The 637-nt window shown below is 46.3% G+C and carries 1 protein-coding gene; it reads right to left on the reverse strand.

Features of this window, described 5'->3' with window-relative positions; translation table 11 throughout:
* Positions 1-637: IS4 family transposase (locus JV36_RS0110915; RefSeq protein ID WP_032139776.1), on the reverse strand; the 637-nt coding region annotated here is incomplete at both ends.

The following is a 637-nucleotide window of genomic DNA, read 5'->3' on the forward strand; positions in this document are numbered from 1 at the left end:
ATGGGTGTATAAGTCTACAATGTCGTCACTGGGGTAGCGCATTACATCGGTAAGCGAGGTCAGAATTCGGCACTCTTTGCCTTTTATTTTCTTCGTCACCAGCCGCGCCTCAACCTCGTCTGGAAGCCCAGGGAACTTCTTTCTCGCTTGAGGTGTAGTTGTCAGTTTAACCCGTTTATCTACACGGCTATAACTTTCTAATACTTCAAACTGAAGCCCTTTTCTGGCGGGTATCATCCAGTGCCTTTCTTTTCCAGCGTTTTGCCACTGATGAAGTAAGCCTAAGGAATAAAAGCCACGGTCAAACATGGTCAGTGAATGATTAGGCGTATCGCTAATCAGCTGCTCTGCTAGCACCATCTCATTCGATTTGTATTTATCAAACGCACTGCTGATGAGTTGGTGGCTTGTCAGTTCCATTTGGCAGACCATGCGAATCTGAGGAAATGCAGTATCACCATGTTGAGTACTGCCAGAGCCATACTTATCTCGGTTTTCAGCGGTATCTGCCGTTCGCCAAACGACACCATCTACTCCGAGCAAATTCAGTCCGTTCCACGTTTCGAATTCATGTTGTTGATACCAATGTTTAGCCATCTTTTTAAAGGATTGTTCGACAGCCTCGGTTCCTAGGCGC

The sequence above is a fragment of the Alteromonas sp. LOR genome (assembly GCF_000753865.1).
GTDB lineage: Bacteria > Pseudomonadota > Gammaproteobacteria > Enterobacterales > Alteromonadaceae > Alteromonas.